Annotated in this window: 15 protein-coding genes and 1 pseudogene; 1 reads left to right on the top strand and 15 read right to left on the bottom strand. The window is 45.8% G+C overall.

What is annotated here, in order from left to right:
• Positions 1-57: 57 nt before the first annotated feature.
• The 13 genes and pseudogenes from ACM0OZ_RS00675 to ACM0OZ_RS00615 all read right to left on the bottom strand — a co-directional run bounded on the left by ACM0OZ_RS00675 (position 58) and on the right by ACM0OZ_RS00615 (position 11,043).
• A complete protein-coding gene (locus tag ACM0OZ_RS00675; protein WP_414580813.1) occupies positions 58-825 on the bottom strand; it encodes a glucose 1-dehydrogenase in 768 nt (255 codons plus the stop codon).
• 47 nt (positions 826-872) lie between these two features.
• Positions 873-1,613 carry a glucose 1-dehydrogenase gene (locus ACM0OZ_RS00670; protein WP_414580812.1) on the bottom strand — a complete coding sequence of 247 codons (741 nt, stop codon included), beginning with the start codon at positions 1,611-1,613 and terminating at the stop codon, positions 873-875.
• Entirely contained in the window at positions 1,610-2,497 is an 888-nt protein-coding gene (locus ACM0OZ_RS00665) for a Cof-type HAD-IIB family hydrolase (RefSeq protein WP_414580811.1), read from the bottom strand. The genes ACM0OZ_RS00670 and ACM0OZ_RS00665 overlap by 4 nt, the downstream gene beginning before the upstream one ends.
• Before the next feature lie 23 nt (positions 2,498-2,520).
• A complete protein-coding gene (locus tag ACM0OZ_RS00660) occupies positions 2,521-2,730 on the bottom strand; it encodes a hypothetical protein (protein ID WP_414580810.1) in 210 nt (69 codons plus the stop codon).
• Between the two features lie 14 nt (positions 2,731-2,744).
• Complete coding sequence (locus ACM0OZ_RS00655) at positions 2,745-3,551, bottom strand: MIP/aquaporin family protein (RefSeq protein WP_414580809.1); 807 nt, start codon at positions 3,549-3,551, stop codon at positions 2,745-2,747.
• A gap of 43 nt (positions 3,552-3,594) precedes the next feature.
• Entirely contained in the window at positions 3,595-4,305 is a 711-nt protein-coding gene (locus ACM0OZ_RS00650) for an SDR family oxidoreductase (RefSeq protein WP_414580808.1), read from the bottom strand.
• A gap of 48 nt (positions 4,306-4,353) precedes the next feature.
• Complete coding sequence (locus ACM0OZ_RS00645) at positions 4,354-5,289, bottom strand: NADP-dependent oxidoreductase (RefSeq protein ID WP_414580807.1); 936 nt, start codon at positions 5,287-5,289, stop codon at positions 4,354-4,356.
• Between the two features lie 52 nt (positions 5,290-5,341).
• The gene (locus ACM0OZ_RS00640) at positions 5,342-6,082 is read right to left on the bottom strand and encodes an SDR family oxidoreductase (protein ID WP_414580806.1); all 741 of its coding nucleotides are present in this window, start codon (positions 6,080-6,082) and stop codon (positions 5,342-5,344) included.
• A gap of 116 nt (positions 6,083-6,198) precedes the next feature.
• A pseudogene (locus tag ACM0OZ_RS00635) lies at positions 6,199-6,942 on the bottom strand (SDR family NAD(P)-dependent oxidoreductase).
• An 18-nt stretch (positions 6,943-6,960) separates the two neighbouring features.
• Complete coding sequence (locus ACM0OZ_RS00630) at positions 6,961-8,166, bottom strand: MFS transporter (RefSeq protein ID WP_414580805.1); 1,206 nt, start codon at positions 8,164-8,166, stop codon at positions 6,961-6,963.
• A gap of 90 nt (positions 8,167-8,256) precedes the next feature.
• Positions 8,257-8,916 (bottom strand): hypothetical protein, encoded by a 660-nt coding sequence (locus tag ACM0OZ_RS00625; protein ID WP_414580804.1) that lies wholly within the window; start codon positions 8,914-8,916, stop codon positions 8,257-8,259.
• A 238-nt stretch (positions 8,917-9,154) separates the two neighbouring features.
• A complete protein-coding gene (locus tag ACM0OZ_RS00620; RefSeq protein WP_414580803.1) occupies positions 9,155-10,249 on the bottom strand; it encodes an alkene reductase in 1,095 nt (364 codons plus the stop codon).
• 149 nt (positions 10,250-10,398) lie between these two features.
• Positions 10,399-11,043 (bottom strand): antibiotic biosynthesis monooxygenase family protein, encoded by a 645-nt coding sequence (locus tag ACM0OZ_RS00615; RefSeq protein ID WP_414580802.1) that lies wholly within the window; start codon positions 11,041-11,043, stop codon positions 10,399-10,401.
• Positions 11,044-11,078: 35 nt separating this feature from the next.
• Between ACM0OZ_RS00615 and ACM0OZ_RS00610 the strand changes: the two genes are divergently transcribed.
• Positions 11,079-11,228: a hypothetical protein gene (locus ACM0OZ_RS00610; protein ID WP_414580801.1), complete on the top strand. Its 150-nt coding sequence runs from the start codon at positions 11,079-11,081 to the stop codon at positions 11,226-11,228.
• Positions 11,229-11,282: 54 nt separating this feature from the next.
• Here ACM0OZ_RS00610 and ACM0OZ_RS00605 read toward each other — a convergent pair whose 3' ends face one another.
• Both ACM0OZ_RS00605 and ACM0OZ_RS00600 read right to left on the bottom strand, forming a co-directional pair.
• Positions 11,283-12,710 (bottom strand): cation:proton antiporter, encoded by a 1,428-nt coding sequence (locus ACM0OZ_RS00605; RefSeq protein WP_414580800.1) that lies wholly within the window; start codon positions 12,708-12,710, stop codon positions 11,283-11,285.
• Positions 12,711-12,824: 114 nt separating this feature from the next.
• Complete coding sequence (locus tag ACM0OZ_RS00600) at positions 12,825-15,998, bottom strand: efflux RND transporter permease subunit (protein WP_414581045.1); 3,174 nt, start codon at positions 15,996-15,998, stop codon at positions 12,825-12,827.
• Positions 15,999-16,084 lie beyond the last annotated feature (86 nt).

Raw genomic sequence — 16,084 nt, 5'->3', positions numbered from 1 at the left:
CAATCCCGTTCATGTAAATCAGAAGCACTATATTTGTGCAGACGTTTAACGTTAGACTTACTGCTCTTGATAATTCCACAGCAGTCCGCCATCGACAAAAAAGGTGGAGCCTGTGATATAATCTGCGTCTGATGAAGCTAAAAAAGCAACTAGAGAAGCTACATCCTGGGGTTGTCCCAGTCGCCCGAGGGGGATATTCTTTAGTACAGCGCCTAGCTTTTCTTTGTCTTCCAACAAACTTTTGTTAATCGGTGTCTCAATTGCTCCCGGTGCAACATTGTTTACGGTGATCCCCAAGGGTCCGAGTTCCACCGCCAAGTTTCGCATCAACATCTTCACACCACCCTTGCTGGCACAGTAAGAGGTAAAGTGCGGGAACGGCAATTCTTCATGCACTGAACTGATATTGATAATTTTTCCAGGGCGCTGAGTTTCCCGGAAGTGCTGGACAACAGCCTGTGTTGCAAAAAATACACCCTTGAGGTTAACGTTAAGTACATTATCGTAGTCTTGTTCTGTGACATCCCAGAACGAGGCATTCTTTTCCAACCCAGCGTTGTTTACCAAGATATCTATTTTGCCGAAATGTTGGATACCTTCGTCAACCATCTGACGGATATCGCTGACGACACCTAAATCTGCTTTGATAACTAAGCCTTTGCGTCCGCTGGCTTCGACTTTCGCTTTGGTTTCTTCAGCACCTTCTGCATGAGAGCGATAGTCAATGACGATATTCGCACCTTCTTCGGCAAGACGAATGGCGATCGCCTGTCCGATTCCCTGACTACTACCTGTAACTAGCGCGACTTTATCTTCAAGTTTCATGTCTATTCTCCTTGTTGTCAAATTGTTGTCAAAAGGTTGTCAAAAGGTTAAATTGTTGCTCCGCCATTTGCCAAAATGTGCTGTCCGGTGATCCAGCGTGCTTGCTCGCTCACTAGGAAAGCAACGACATCAGCAATATCCTCAGGTTGTCCCAAACGACCAAACGGAGAACTCATTGCCGCCGCCTGCTTATATTCCGGCGATACTGAGTCAAACATTCCCGGACTCGTTGGTCCTGGAAGAACGCTGTTAACTGTAATCCCACGCCCTCCCAATTCTTTCGCTAGGACTTCTGTAAATAACTTCTCTGCGGCTTTGCTAGCAGCGTACACAGCAATACCTGGACTGGGGAACACGCTTGCTGAGGAGGAGACATTGACTATGCGTCCGTTATCCGACATTTGTCGAGCAGCTTCTTGAAGACAGAAGAGGACACCCCGGACATTGATGCCAAAAACTGCTTCGTAATCTTCTTCTGTTACTTCTGCTACTAATCCTCCCCGTGCAATCCCGGCATTGTTGACCAAAATATCCAACTGCCCCAATTGGTCTATGACTGTTTGAAACAAGCGACGAATATCTGAAACTTGGCTGACATCTGCTTGGATAGCGATCGCCACTCCACCTTGAGATTTGATGCTTTCAATCACCTCTTTAGCTTCATCAGCACCACTTCTGTAGTTGATAGCAACTGTTGCGCCATCTTCAGCTAATCGTTCGGCTATTGCCCGTCCAATGCTGCGGGATGCTCCAGTCACAATGGCAACTTTATTTGTCAGTCGTTTCATTTTTGACTTGTATTTTGATTTTCAATACTTAAAACGAAGCGCTCAACTGCTTGAGCAAAGCCCTCGTCTTCGTTAGAAGTTGTGACGTAGTTGGCGGAGTGCTGCACATCAGCACTGGCGTTGCCCATCGCAATGCTCAAGCCGCTGCGCTGAAACATTGGCACATCGTTGGGCATATCGCCAATTGTGGCAATCTCCGAACTGTTAATCCCAAGCAGTTCTGAGAGGCGGTCAACCACTGCCCCTTTATTGGCACGGGGATGGGTGACATCCAAGTAGTAGGGTTGGCTACGAGCAGCACAGACGTACTCAGCGCCAGAGGAATTGGCACCAGCTTTGCACAAAACTTGTTCACTAAACTGTTGTTGCACGTCTTTTTCGCACTTGGCGACAGCTTCTAAGTCATCGCTAACTCCGACGATTTTTGCCACGTTGTCCAACAGATCATCAAAGCTGGGAACGACGGTAGGCGGAAACTTGACTGTCTTCTCTTCGCGGTCAACGTGAGAACCATGCCGTTCATGCACAAACCAGTCATTGCCGCGATAAATCCAGACATCGAGTTTATGTGCTGTGATGATTTCAATGACTTGCTTGGCGATCGCCCCGCTCAGCACATTCTGGTCGATGATGGAAAAGTCCGGATTGAGGAAGACTCCACCATTAAAGGCAGCAATTGGTGTGGTTAGCTGGAGGGCTTCGACGACCATCTTCATCCCTAAAGGTGGACGACCGCTGGTGATGGCAAAGCCAATGCCTGCTTCGTTAAGCTTGCGAACAGCATCACGGGCGCGATCTGTCAACACTTTCTCGCGGGTGACTAGAGTGCCATCCACATCAGCAAGCAGCAAGGAGACTTTTGGTTGTTGAGATTGTATAGTCATGTTTATTTTGAGCCTTGACGGGTCTACTGTTGAACCAATTTTTTCAAATACAGGTATGCCTCTTCTGGTGTTAGAGGTTCAGACTGCTTTTCGTTAGGAATGTAGAATATCCAGTTATCAGGGAAATAATGGACAACAAAACTAGGTATCAAACCAAGTGCCATTGCCTGTTTCCCTAGTTGTTCGGCTTTTGCTTCCAAGCTGAGTTGGTCGTGGAACTCATAATTGCTCATGTCTAGTGATCTCCTTATCCTGCGGTTCGATGGGGAACTTTAACGTTTTTAAAGATACAACGGTAGTGGGACACGTGAAAAAGTTTTGCGGTCAAAATTTCGCTATCCCCCAAACTCACCAAGCGAAAAACTCCCACCGCAAGGATTGCACCAAACGGTGGTGCAATGCAGTAAAGCCATTGGTCTTGCCAGAACCACGAAACTAAAGCAGGACCAATGCTACGTGCTGGATTTAAACTCGTGCCAGAAATCGGCGATTCCAGCCAAACCATTATTGCTACCAACAGCCACGTCATCAGTGGTGTCCAACGCATCAAGCGACGACTGCTGACAAAAATAAAAATAGCCAGCACAAGTATTGCCGTCATGGTCACTTCCGCCAAAAATACATACCACAATGGATAACCTGTCCCAGGTAAAGCCATCCCATTATTCACATTGGCAGCATATTTTCCCCAAACAAATACTAACAACACTGCACCACTCATTGCGCCGAGGAATTGGGCAATAATGTAGCCGCCTATGTCATGATGGTGCATTTTGCCTTGTAGCCAAAATCCCAAAGAAACAGCAGGATTAACGTGAGCGCCACTCAGTTTTCCCAGCGGCGAAATTGCAACGAGCGAACCAGTTCCAGAAAACATCAATCCCGTAAGCAGCAAGCGTATGCTTTTATCGGGTATGAGTTGTTGCATTGGCAAGCCTTGAGCAAAATTGAATACAACAGCGCTCAGCCCCACAAAAACAAGAATTGCAGTTCCAAGCAGTTCTGCTCCGTATTCAGACCAGTGCAGTTGTTTCCACCATTTGAGGTTAACCATGATACCACTCTTGGTTTTCTACCACTCGAACAGGAACCTGAGATTACATCACCAGCGCACCGCCATCGACATCGATGACTGCTCCGGTTATATAACCGTTTTCCATCAGGTGCAGCACTGTTGCTGCAATTTCCTCCGGGTTGCCAATCCGTCCTACGGGCAAGTGGCTCGCAGTGTTCTGAAACATGGCTTCTCTCTGGTCTTCTGGCATTTTGTCATAAGCTGAAGTTGCCACCAAGCCAGGAGAAATCACATTTACCCGAATCGGGGCAAGTTCAACAGCTAAAGCCCGCCCTAAACCCTCAACCGCAGCGTTAATTGCAGAAAGAACTGCCATACCAGAAGAAGGCTTGCGGCTGAGAATTCCAGAGAACAGCACAATCGAGCCATTGGAGTTTATCTGCGCGTACTTTGCTGCTAGGTAAGGTCCCCAAAACTTACTCGCCATTGACGCTTTTGCATCTTCGGTTGCTAGATCGCGAAAAGAACTAGATTTGGTTGAGCTTCCTGAAACTACCAAGTGATCAATTGAGCCAACTGTTTGAAAGAAGTCTCGGATGGAATTTTCTTGCATCAAATCAATTGGTTGAGCTTCTACATGACCGCCAATTTCTTTTTGTGTTGTTTCTAGTTTTTCCTTGGAGCGGCTGGCAATTGTGACAGAAGCTCCCGTAGCGATCGCAGCTTTAGCAGTTGCCAATCCCATACCTGAGGTTCCACCGATAATGACAATTTTTTTGTTTTCTAAGGACATACAAACCTTTGACTATCAACTTGAGCGAGATTTATTTTGTAGCTCAGGCTAGTTGTCAACCATCTGTAAGATGATTTTGCCGCGTGTGCGACCGCTTTGGCTGAGTTCATGTGCTTGTCGCGCCTCTTTCAGTGGCAAGACTGTTTCCACATACGGCTTGACTTTTCCGGAGTCCACTAGCGCAGCAATCTCTTTAAGTTGTATTCCGTTGGGTTGAACCCCAACCATAGTACTTCGCACACCGTACTGGGCGGCTGTTTCTTGTGATGGGGGAGAAACGATAGAGACAAGCCATCCATCTTTTCGCAACACGCCAAACGAGCGCTCTTGAGTGTCGCCGCCGATTGTGTCAAAAACGACATCCACATCCTGGACAGCTGTCTCAAACTTGGTTGTCTGGTAGTCAATGATTTCGTCAGTTCCTAACTCGCGCAGAAAGTCAGCATTGCGTGCCGATGCTGTGCCGATGACGTAGGCACCCTTCGCCTTTGCCAACTGCACCGCCAATGAACCGACCCCACCTGATGCCGCATGAATCAGCACTCGTTGATTTGCAGACAAACCTGCTGTATCAAACAATGCTTGCCATGGCGTCAGTGCGGCAACTGGGATGGCGGCTGCTTCAATGAAATCAACAGATGTAGGCTTTAAAGCAATCTCTATTGTCTTGGCAACTATAAACTCGGCATAACCACCATCACGGAACAAACTTGTATAACCATAAACAGCATCGCCTGTCTGGAACTGCTCCACTTGAGAACCAGTTGCTGCAATTGTTCCAGCAACATCCCAACCAAGAATCAAAGGCAAGTGGTGCTTGAACCTGTCTTTGCCAAAGCCGCCACGAATTTTCCAGTCAAGGGGATTTACACTTGCGGCATGAATGTGAATCAGAACTTCGTCTGCTGCTGGTTCTGGTCGTGGAGCATCTTCGTAAGCTAAGGTTTCTGGGCCACCATAAGTATGAATGCGTACTGCTTTCATTGTTGCCATTTTGTTTTGTGCCTTTGTTTTACTTGTTTAGAAAAGCTGTAAATCAAGCTAAACCACCATCAACAGGGATATTTCGCCCAGTGATCCAACGGGCTTGGTCACTCACCAAAAAAGCAACTACGTCTGCAATGTCCTCTGGTTTACCCAGGCGACCTAGGGGTGTTTGGGCAATCATCGCTGCCCTTGCTTCTTCGGGAAGTGTCTCTAGGTTCATGTCTGTCTCAGTTACACCTGGTAGGACGGTGTTAACCGTGATGCCGCGCTGTCCCAGTTCCTTTGCTAGGCACTTACTGAAGCCCTCGATCGCTGCTTTACTGCCAACGTACGCGGAGAAGTTAGCACCACCGTTAACAGTACCACCTGTGGATATATTGACAATTCGTCCACCATCTGAAAACCTAAGTGCTGCTTCTTGAAGTGCAAAGAAAGTCCCTTTGGCGTTAAGAGCAAACTGTTGATCAAACTCTTGCTCAGTTGTCTCAGCTAGCGGCTTAAATAAAGAGATACCGGCATTGTTAACCAGGATGTCAAGCTTGCCAAACTTATCTACTGTTTCCTGAAATAGGCGGCTGATGTCTGTAACTCGGCTGATATCGGCTTGCGTGGCTATTGCCTTTCCGCCTTGTGCTGTAATAGCCGATACGACTTCCTGCGCTTTATCAGCACTATGAGAATAGTTAATAACAACTGTCGCACCTTCTTGAGCTAATTTTTCAGCAATAGCCCGTCCGATACCACGCGATGCACCTGTGACAATTGCCACTTTTTCAACGAGAGATGCCATAGTTTAAAAGCCTCCTTGAGTGAGCAATTGTCTAAAAGATTGGCAAATGTCCGGAGGTGTTGTCTTTTACGTTCTTGCGGAAAATGTTCTCATCTTGCTAAAACTTGACAAACAAATCAGAATTTCTCCACCGCAGGTCGTAAATCAAGTTCTAAAGTCCATGCAGTTGCATCCTGCTGATAAAGTTGCCAATATGTTTGGGCTATTGCCTCAGGTGAGAGTAGCGTATGTTCTTCTCGCTGTGATGCCATTGCTCGCACTCTTGGAGTGTTAATCATGCCATCAATAATGATATGAGCTACATGAATGCCCTGAGAACCAAACTCCCGCGCCAACGACTGCGCCAATGCACGTAACCCAAATTTGCCCACCGCCAATGCTGCAAACTTGCCTGAACCTCTCACAGCAGCAGTTGCTCCCGTCAACAGGATAGTCCCGCGACCTCGTTCAACCATCGCCGGAAGGACTTGCTGTACCGCTAGAAAAGCTCCAAAACAATTGACTTTCCAGTTCTGTTCAAACTGTTCTGGTGTCAGTTCGAGTATGCCAGCCATCTTAAATGCTCCAGCATTGTAGACAAAGACTTCAGCACAACCAAGTTGCGATCGCTATTATGCGGGCACTCCGTGCCATCGCACCTGTTCAAATGCAGCTTTTACTGATGCAGGATCAGTGGCATCAACCGTAACAGACAATGCCTTACCGCCAGACTGTTCAATTTCTGACGGAATTTGAGTCAGCTGCTCAAAGCTTCTTGCCATCAATCCTACAACAAAGCCTTCTCGTGCAAACCGATGAGCAACTGCGGCTCCGAGCCCGGGACCCACCCCCAGAACAACTGCAACCTTTGACTGACTCATGTCATTTCATTTCCTTAATTACAAGCAAGTGCAATACCTAAAGACAGCAAGGGTAAGAATTGCGAATCCAATACCTGCATAAAATACACTATTGATACCTCCCAAACTAAAGGCAATTAGCATTAGTAACGGACCAAGGGTTTGTCCTAACCCGTAAAAGGTCCCATTGACAGAGAGAATCGTAGCCAGATATTGTTTGGGGGCAATTTCTGTCAAACGAGTTTGGATACTAGGAGCACCAATCCCTATACCAATGCCAAAAATTGTGGTTGGGATTAATAGTAACCAGACATTTGCTATTAGAGGAGGTATTAGCGGAATTGTGAATAGAGCTAGAGCATACAAAATAAAAGATGCTCTAATTAAAGTTGTGGTATTAAATTTTTTAGTCAATCTTCCTAATTGTGAAGATGTAATAACAATTGCTATAGAAACACTAGAGAGTATGAATCCAATTGTGGAAGCAGGCGCTTTGAAAGTATCATTGATTAATTCGGGTAAATAAGTCATGTAAGCTCCGTAAAGAAGAACCATGTTAGCAGCACTCCCAATAAATAGTCCAGCTAACTTCCGGTTTTTCAAGGCTTTTAAAGCATGTTTCAAATACTCTTGAAGATTTCTTTCTCCTTTTGGTTCTGGATTTTTTAATGCAAATAACACCAGCAAACCAATTGGAATCGATACAATAGGTAACAAAAAGGGGTAGTACCAGCCGAGGGTTGCTAGTATGCCGCCAATAATAGGGTAAAAAGCTGTGCCAGTACTTGTGATGCTGGCATTGTAACCCATTGCTGTAGTGCGTCTATCTCCTGCATACAAATCGCCGATTAAGGTAATGCTCATAGATAGCAAAGAAGCAGCACCAATTCCTTGTAGGAAACGCAACAAGAGTAAAAGGTTAAAATCACGGGCAAAAGCGCAAGCTGTCCCCGTAATGCCAAATAAAAACAGTGAAGGAACGAGAATTTTTTTCCTACCTAATCTATCAGCAAGGACACCAATAATAGGACCTAAAATAACAGCAGGAAATGTAAAGACTGTAACCAACAATCCTAGATTTTGGGGATTGACGTTTAATGCTAAGGATATTTTCGGAAAAGCCGGAGATACGCTAGATACCGCGAGAACTGCCATCAAAGAAACTGCACAAATAATGTAAAAATTTGTATCTATGTACAGATTCTTTGGGGATTTTTGCTGCTCATCCAGGCTTGCTGGTTGCATAAATTTATTTTTTGTATTGATTTTTGTATTGAATTAATGATCAATTGAATTGTGGGCATAGGTGAGCAAACTCCCACGCCCAACTAGACATTATGATTTACCAGCAGAACGAAGGCGGCGTTGACGCAGCAGGAAACCTGCCCCGGTCACCCCTACGCCAACCAGCGCCAAGTTGGTTCTCGGTTCTGGAACTTTTTCAGGTACTTGGAAAAAGCCACTTAAAATAGCTCTACCTCTTGTGGGAGCAGTTGGGTCGGGATTGAGTTCGTCGTTCTCGAAAAAGTTTAGTGTGCCGATCGCACCGCTGAATCTGCCCGTACCGCCAGTGATATTTACAGTGCCAGAACCTGACAATGTAAAGTTTTGCAAGTCCAATAAAGCGGTGGCACTACTGCTTCCAAACAGGCTATCATCGCTGCTACCAAAAAACTCGTCTCTACCGAATGGGCCTTCTAAACCAAGTGTTGCTGGGTCTGGACCAAATGTGAGTACTCCAGTTCCGGGATCAAGCTGACCGTAGTTGTTGGTGCTTGTAAAGTTAGTCAGACCGTAAGGGGCATCAGGATTTGTGCCTGAGACAAATATCTCAAAGACATTCGACCTGTTGGGAATGGGCCTAAGGGTGGCTTCTGTGTCATAAACAGCTTCAAATGGGTACGTGGTCTGCGCCGTTGCGCTTTTGATACTAGACCCGAAACCAACTAAAGTGAAGGCTAGTGGAATCAGCCATGTGATGCGTGAGTAAAGCATAATGGACCTTCCTTTTATACAAAGGACACTGTGTGTGAAGAATACAGCGTGGTTTTCACTTAAACACTATGTGAAAATCAACCTAGTTTTAATTAATTTTTTGTAAGCAGGAGCGCTAGCCATGCAGGAGGGCTTCCCGACCTAGGGATCTGGCGTTCAGAAGTCAGGACAAGCTTACGGGCAGTCCGTTGCCAGTCACGCAAAACTCCCAAGCAGGCTTCTGGCTCCTAGCACCTAATTACTTATGTTGAAGTTCCAAGAATGGATAATCTGTGTATCCCTTCTCGTCTGGCGCGTAAAACGTTCTTGGATCTGGCGTGTTCAAAGATGCATTCAATTCAAAGCGTTTTGGTAAGTCAGGATTGGCGAGAAATAATTTGCCAAAGGAAACCAAATCTGCATCACCGCTAGCGAGTATGCTATCTGCTTTGGGATGATCATAGTTGCCATTGGTAATTAAAGTCCCTTGGTAAATTTTACGGAAGTAGGGTGTTACCGGGTTCATCACAACACGGTTTGCCAAATCAACTTCATTTGGTTCCATCAGGTGGAGATATGCCAAATCAAAGCGGTTGAGAGCATCTATTGCATAACCAAAAGTTTCTTGCGGATTCGAGTCGCCCATTCCGTAGTATGTGTTACTGGGTGAAAGTTTGATACCAACACGATTTGCACCCCACACACTGGCGACAGCTTCTACAACTTCCAGCATAAATCGCGCCCGATTTTCTACCGAACCACCGTATTCATCAGTACGTTGGTTTGTGCAATCTTGCAGAAACTGGTCGATTAAGTAACCAAATGCCCCATGAAATTCCACGCCATCAAATCCTGCGGCAAGAGCATTTTCTGCACCTTTGCGAAACTGCTCAACAATTTCAGGAATTTCATGGGTTTCTAAGGCGCGGGGAGTTTCCATTGCTACTTTCCCTATAGGAGTATGCAGTGTGCCAGAAGCGGCAATGGCAGAAGGTGCAACTGGCGACTCTCCACCCAATAAAGAAGGATGGGAAACCCTTCCAGAGTGCCACAGTTGCAAGAAAATTCTTCCTCCTTTTTCATGTACAGCATTGGTTACTTGCCGCCATCCGGCAATGTGTTCTTCTGAGTAGATACCCGGAGAGTTCATGTAGCCTAAACTTAAGGGTGAAACCATCGTGCATTCGGTGACAATCAGCCCTGCTGTTGCGCGTTGCGCGTAGTATGTCGCCATCAATGAGTTGGGGACATTGTCAATTGCTCGCAAACGGGTCATTGGTGCCATCACTGTGCGGTTTGGCAGGGTGTAGGGACCAAGTTGAACGGGGGTGAAAAGGTTGATATTGGTGGTCACAGGGGTTATCTCCTTAAATACAGGCAAATATCATTTCGCGCAAAGTCGAGCCAGCGCTGCAGGAGGGTTTCCCTCTGTAGGCGACTGGCGTCGCCAAGACGCAAAGTTTCTCTGTTAGCGGCTTTACACGAGACTGAAAACAAACCCAATTAATCAGTAGGCTGGGTGTAAACTACCTCGTAAACATGAAACTCGTTCTCAGCTAAACCTACCCAATAACCTGATTCGATTTCAAAATCTGGTTTCTTTAGAATTGCTTCAAAATCTTCTTGAGAGCGCCATTGTCCGTAGTTCATGACACGAGTACCGTCAAATGAACGGTGGAAGGTTGCAGATATAAGTCCTGGATTCTGTTGTACTGCTGTCACTATCTCTTTCTTTGCTAAATGCAGCATGGCTTGTTGATTCTCCGGTTTCATACGGAATTCTGCCAAGTGAGTGAGAAAACCTCCTTTAGTAATTTTGGGGCTGTGATTGTCCGGCTTGGAAATGACGACCTCAAAAATGTGGGAATCTAATAACTCGAACTGGGAAAGTTTAGCTCCTTTCGCTTGCACCTCGGAATTGTTGATAAACGCTTGGTAGTCTTCTTGAGTTTTCCACTGGGCATAGTTCATCACCCGCACCCCGTCTAGACTTTTGTGGATGCTGGATGAGACAAAACCAGGCTGCTGTTTCACCGTGGTTTCAAGAAATTCCACAATAGTATCAATGAGTTCTTGCTGGCGTTCCGGTTCTACGGCGAAGATAATGATCACCGTAATCACATCGTTGTTTTTGGCGATCGCAGGCATGCCTTAATCTCCTGATGACTTGCTAGGCAATTATTTTGAATTACAGAAAATCGGAAGCTTGGAAGCATCATACCTTGTGTCATGCACCACTGCTACTAGCCATTTTTCTAGGTTCTAAGTCACAAAAGTTACGCAAAATGGCACAGCAGCTTGAATTGGAAGCACAACATTGTTGTCAGCAATAAGCGATTGTAATGATTCTATTTATTAAGATAAACAGAAATTTTTGTGTCTTCCTCTCAGTTCGCCTCTTTAACCTCAGCAGGAACCTTGGCTGATTCTCGAACTTTTGCTTCAGCAGCAAGCTGATTTGGTCGAAACACAACCGATAATAAAGGCGGCGCTAAAAAGGTAGTGACAATCACCATCACAATAATGGCAGCATCCAAGGCACTTGAGAGAATACCACTTGCTGAACCAATACCAGCAAATACAAGTCCCACCTCACCTCGTGGAATCATACCGACACCAATTGCCAGCCGATTCGTATCTGGTTGACCGAACACTGCAAAGCCGCTAACCAGTTTACCCAAAATTGCGACTACAATCAGAAAGCTTGCCATAATCAGCCCTTCGCGATTCTCAGGGATCAATGGATTTAAAACACCGATATTCGTTTTAGCGCTGACAACGACAAAGAAAACGGGTACCAGTATATCTGCAATTGGTATCACCTGATCTTTTAGCTCTCGGCATTTTTGAGTTTCGGCTAAAATTAAGCCAGCGGTAAAAGCTCCCAGAATCGCTTCTAACTTGATAACAGTCGCGATATAGGCAAGAACAAAAGCAAAAATCAGGGCAGGAATCAGAAGTTGACCGCGTGTTTTAAGTTCACTAACTATTTTCACAAAGTAAGGATTGAACAAGCGACCGAGAAAAACAGCTCCTACCAAGAAAACTACTGCACTGACAATGAGATATAGCACATTGGTCAGTTCCACCTCTCCGGTCTTTGCCAAACTAGCAACCACTGCGAGAACGATAATACCTAAAATATCGTCTAGCACTGCTGCGCCAATAATAATCTGACCTTCTTTACTATTGAGATATTGGAGTTCTGCCAGCACTTTCGCCGTAATGCCGATACTTGTTGCAGTTAAGGCTGCACCTGCGAAAATAGCAGCAATAGTAGGGACACCGAACAAGAATATTAACCCTAAAGTACCCGCAACAAATGGTGTGACGACTCCTACCACTGCTACTATTGCTGCTTGGGGACCTACTTTGAGTAGTTCTTGTAAGTCTGATTCCAAACCAATTTCAAACAGCAGAATGACTACACCAATTTCTGCCAAGGTCGAAATCACTTCGCTGTCTACTTGAAAAATTGCGGCTGCGTCGTTTGGACTCAACCCAGTAGTGACTTCCAAGAAATTCATCATCAATGAGTCACTAATATTACCACCACCCTCAGGAAAAACCAGCAAATGAAAGGCAGAGATACCTACCACTAAACCGCCTAGCAGTTGTCCCAATACAGGAGGTAAATTGATGCGGGCACAAATTTCTGCACCGATGGTGCTGGCAAGGTAAATGACAACCAAACTCGCCAGTACTCCTGACAGTACCATCGGTGCATTTTCTGCTTCTGTGGCTGTTGCAAGCACAGGGATGATTTCGTAGAAATTGAGAGAAGTGACTCTGGTAATAGTATCTACTAGTGTCATGGTGTTTTCTCTAATATTTGAGGAGGCAGATTGTTGGGACAAGTGTCTTCGCCTGTCCATTCTTCAATAGCGGACAAAGAGTAGGGTGGACAATGCCCACCCTAGTCAGTCAATTTACTTATGGATCTCAGTAGGAACTCTACCATCCTCAACTGGCTGTAGCTGTGGAGACTTGCGCCGTCGTTGTAGGCGATCGCGAATCTTTCCAATCACAATATATAAAATTGGTACTACAAACAGGCTTAATAAAGTAGAGACTAACGTCCCACCAACAATAGCTGTACCCAGAGATTTTCTGCTAGCAGTTCCGGCTCCTTCAGGAAATAGTAATGGCCAAACACCCAAAATAAAAGCAAATGTTGTCATCAGAATTGGTCGCAAGCGCTGTTCTGATGCTTCTATCGCTGCTTTGGTAATTGAGCGTCCCTGCTCGCGTAGTTGGTTGGCAAATTCCACAATCAAAATGGCGTTCTTACTTGCCAAACCAATCAACATCACTAAACCAACTTGGCAGTATACATCATTGGCTAAACCTCGCAACGACTGCGCCGATAGCGCCCCTAGGATAGCTAAGGGAACTGACAGCATAATAATCAAGGGGTCAATGTAATTCTCGTACTGGGCAGCTAGGACGAGGAACACGAAGAGAAGTCCCAAGGCAAAAATCAGTGGTGCTTGAGCGCCAGACTGTTGCTCTTCAGCTGAGATTCCCGACCATTCGTAACCATAACCTGCTGGTAAAACCTGCTTTGCCACTTGTTCCATCGCTTGAAGGGCTTGTTCTGAACTAGTACCAGGAGCAGCTAAACCGTTAATTTCAATTGACCGGAATAAGTTGTAATGGTTAATTGTTTGCGCCCCCGTCGTTGGGACAATTTTCACCAAATTGCTCAGGGGAACCATTTGATTGTTTTGAGAACGGACATACAAACGACCAATATCCTGAGGGTTGGAGCGAAACTGAGTGTCTGCTTGGACATAAACTCGGTAAGTCCGCTGGAGATAGTTAAAATCGTTGACGTACCGCGAACCCAAGTAACTTTGTAGGGTATTAAAAATATCGTCTACATCGACTTGCAGCGACTTGGCTTTATTACGGTCTACTTCAATCAAAAGCTGAGCCGTATTTGCTGAAAAAGTGCTAAACACAGCTTGCAACCCTGGTGTCTGATTTCCCCGCCCTAGTAATTGACCCATGACTTGCAGCATGGTATCCAAGCCACTGTTGCCTCGTCTGTCTTGTAGTTGAAATTGGAAGCCACCAAAACTGCCTAAACCCCTAATTGCAGGCGGGTTAACTGGCAAAACTGTTGAATCTGTAATTGTTGATAGCTTTCCTCCCAAATTCTTGATAATTCCTTGTACTGACTGATCTGGCTCATGGCGCTCTTCCCAATTTTTGAGTGTTGTAAAAATTACACCCTTATTGGCAGTAGAGCCACTAAAACCAAAGCCACCTATGGCAAAAGTACCGACAACTTCAGGCAATTTCAGGATTTCTTCTTCTACCTGACGCATGACCTTGCTGGTGTAATTGAGCGAAACACCTTCTGGACCTTGAATGATGGTGATGAAATAGCCTTGGTCTTCTTCAGGGATAAATGCTGTGGGGACTTGGGTGTAAAGCCAGCCTGTGAAACCCAATGACAGGATAAACAGCAGCACTACGACTGCTCGGAAACGATTTAAGAAGATAAGCGATCGCTCGTACTGCCTGCGAGTCCAATCAATAACATTATTAAACCGTGCAAACGCCCAACCCATCCAACCGGTTGGTTTTTGCCCGCGACGCAGTAGTAGAGCTGACAGAGCAGGAGTCAAGGTAATGGCAAGAAAAGTCGAAATTGCCATCGAGAAGGCAATGGTCAGCGCAAATTGGCGGTAAATCTGTCCTATAGACCCTGGAAAGAAGGCAACAGGCACAAATACTGCCATCATTACCAAGGAAGTGGCAATCACCGCTCCAAACAATTCATGCATTGCGTGTGAGGCTGCTTTACCCGGCGACATTTCTTCTTCCTCGATCAGGCGAGAAATGTCCTCAACTACGACGATTGCATCATCGACCACCAACCCAGTGGCTAAAGTCAGACCAAACAAGGTCAGGGTATTGATTGAAAAGCCAAAAACTTTAATAAAGGCAAAAGTACCAATTAATGTCAGAGGAATGACAATTACCGGAATCAGAGTGGTACGCCAGTCCTGCAAGAAGATAAAAATGACTACGACTACGAGGACAAGTGCCTCAAACAGCGTCTTAACCACTTCTCTTAGGGATGCTTCCACAAATGATGTAGTATCAAACGCTACTTGAGATTTCAACCCTGGCGGAAAATCTTGTTTGAGTCGCTCCATTTCCGCTTTAACTGCCCTGGCAACATCCAAAGCATTACTTCCTGGAGTGGGAAATATCCCTATACCCACACCCTCCTTACCTCTGAACCGGAGGAAGGAGTTATAATTTTCTGCTCCCAGTTCCGCCCGACCTACATCTTTAAGCTTAACAAGCGTACCATTTTGACCTGTTTGAATAACTAGTTCGTTAAATTCGGATGGTTCCCTGAGTCTGCTGACCGCTCGCAGGTCTATTTGATACATTTGATCATTTGGCGCAGGCTGCTGACCAATTTGCCCAGCACCCACCTGAATGTTTTGCTCGTTGAGAGCATCAACCACATCTTGGGCGGTGAGGTTGCGACTGGCGAGGCGGTTGGGGTCAAGCCACAGACGCATAGCATAGCGGCGTTCACCAAAAATCCGCGCTTCACTCACACCGCCGATTCTTTGTAGGGCATCTACTAAGTAAAGGTCGGCATAGTTGCTTAAAAATACGTTGTCGAACTCGTTGTTGTCGCTGTATAAACCTATGGCTAACAGGATGTCGTTGGTTTGCTTGCTAACAGTAACTCCAGTCCTTTGTACTGATTCTGGCAATTGCGGCTCAGCCTGCGACACTCGATTTTGCACATCGACCGCTGCAATATCTTTGTTACGGGATGCATCAAATGTAACTGTAATTGTACTACTGCCATTGTTACTGCTGCTTGAGGTCATGTACTTCATGCCCTCGACCCCGTTAATCTCTCTTTCTAAAAGAGTCGTAACCGTGTTTTCTACAACTTCAGAACTAGCACCGACATAGTTTGCATTAACGGTAACTTGAACTGGGCTAATTTCAGGATACTGCGCCGTGGGTAGTGTGGGGATACTAATTGCCCCAACCAGCAAAATAACGATGGCGCAAACACTGGTGAAGACAGGTCGCTTGATGAAAAAGTCAACGAACATAGGGGCATAAAGGAATGGGGAACTGGAGAACTCACGCTTCCCCCCTGCCATTTGCAAAACACATAGGGAGTGGGGATTAAGGGTAA

Source organism: Scytonema sp. PCC 10023 (assembly GCF_963920835.1).
In the GTDB taxonomy this organism is placed as follows: Bacteria; Cyanobacteriota; Cyanobacteriia; order Cyanobacteriales; family Nostocaceae; genus Kalymmatonema.
The sequence above is the reverse complement of the archived record's forward strand: the minus strand, read 5'-3'. Positions and strand labels throughout refer to the sequence as shown.

Excerpts from the sequence above, each read along its gene's own strand:
- ACM0OZ_RS00675 (WP_414580813.1), bottom strand. The coding sequence starts at position 825 with ATGAAACTTGAAGATAAAGTCGCGCTAGTTACAGGTAGTAGTCAGGGA.
- ACM0OZ_RS00670 (WP_414580812.1), bottom strand. The coding sequence starts at position 1,613 with ATGAAACGACTGACAAATAAAGTTGCCATTGTGACTGGAGCATCCCGC.
- ACM0OZ_RS00665 (WP_414580811.1), bottom strand. The coding sequence starts at position 2,497 with ATGACTATACAATCTCAACAACCAAAAGTCTCCTTGCTGCTTGCTGAT.
- ACM0OZ_RS00660 (WP_414580810.1), bottom strand. The coding sequence starts at position 2,730 with ATGAGCAATTATGAGTTCCACGACCAACTCAGCTTGGAAGCAAAAGCC.
- ACM0OZ_RS00655 (WP_414580809.1), bottom strand. The coding sequence starts at position 3,551 with ATGGTTAACCTCAAATGGTGGAAACAACTGCACTGGTCTGAATACGGA.
- ACM0OZ_RS00650 (WP_414580808.1), bottom strand. The coding sequence starts at position 4,305 with ATGTCCTTAGAAAACAAAAAAATTGTCATTATCGGTGGAACCTCAGGT.
- ACM0OZ_RS00645 (WP_414580807.1), bottom strand. The coding sequence starts at position 5,289 with ATGAAAGCAGTACGCATTCATACTTATGGTGGCCCAGAAACCTTAGCT.
- ACM0OZ_RS00640 (WP_414580806.1), bottom strand. The coding sequence starts at position 6,082 with ATGGCATCTCTCGTTGAAAAAGTGGCAATTGTCACAGGTGCATCGCGT.
- ACM0OZ_RS00630 (WP_414580805.1), bottom strand. The coding sequence starts at position 8,166 with ATGCAACCAGCAAGCCTGGATGAGCAGCAAAAATCCCCAAAGAATCTG.
- ACM0OZ_RS00625 (WP_414580804.1), bottom strand. The coding sequence starts at position 8,916 with ATGCTTTACTCACGCATCACATGGCTGATTCCACTAGCCTTCACTTTA.
- ACM0OZ_RS00615 (WP_414580802.1), bottom strand. The coding sequence starts at position 11,043 with ATGCCTGCGATCGCCAAAAACAACGATGTGATTACGGTGATCATTATC.
- ACM0OZ_RS00605 (WP_414580800.1), bottom strand. The coding sequence starts at position 12,710 with ATGACACTAGTAGATACTATTACCAGAGTCACTTCTCTCAATTTCTAC.
- ACM0OZ_RS00600 (WP_414581045.1), bottom strand. The coding sequence starts at position 15,998 with ATGTTCGTTGACTTTTTCATCAAGCGACCTGTCTTCACCAGTGTTTGC.